Origin of the sequence: Streptomyces sodiiphilus (assembly GCF_039529215.1) — a bacterium.
Taxonomy (GTDB): Bacteria; Actinomycetota; Actinomycetes; order Streptomycetales; family Streptomycetaceae; genus Streptomyces; species Streptomyces sodiiphilus.
Map to the genome: position 1 here is coordinate 1 of NZ_BAAAMJ010000051.1, position 609 is coordinate 609.

Consider the following 609-nt stretch of genomic DNA (forward strand, 5'->3'; position numbering starts at 1 on the left):
CGACGACGGGCAGCGCCTGATCGACTTCTCCGAGTTGATCCGCGCCTACGGTGAGCCGCCGAACAGTGTTACACCCGATACACCCCCCGAAGCGTCTCAGCGATACACCCCCGGTGACACCCACCCCGACAAGCGTGACGACCTGCTGCTACGCGAGCTCCAGGCTCTCCGCGAGCAGNGTGCGCGAGCTGCGGCGCCTTCCAGCTCCCGGGCAGCTCCAGGTCGAGCGTGAAAGCGCACCGTCAGCTGAATCGGAGCCTCAGCCGCCCAGCGAACAGATCACCGGATTCGGTGATCTACTGCGCCGATTCGAGGCCAGGCACTAACGCTGTCATCGCGTTACACTGGGGGCATCATCACCCAGGAGGGCGCCCCATGAGCACCCCACTTGATCCCATCATCAGCGAGTTCGAGACCCAGGAGCAGGCGGACAGCTACGACCGCTGGTTTCGTCAGCGTGTCCGCGACAGCTTGGCGGACCCAAGGCCCTCGATCCCTCATGACGACGTGATGGCCGAGATGCGCGAGCTGATTGCCGCCAAGCGCCGCCATGCTGCCGGTTGAGTGGCGCCCGCAAGCGCGTCAGTCACTCTGGGCCATCCTCGACTA

At 65.1% G+C, this 609-nt stretch carries 1 protein-coding gene; it reads left to right on the plus strand.

Going from position 1 to position 609, the window contains the following annotated elements:
• Positions 1–375: 375 nt before the first annotated feature.
• Entirely contained in the window at positions 376–564 is a 189-nt protein-coding gene (gene relB, locus ABD299_RS19995; RefSeq protein ID WP_344264442.1) for a type II toxin-antitoxin system RelB family antitoxin, read from the plus strand.
• The last annotated feature ends 45 nt before the right edge of the window (positions 565–609 follow it).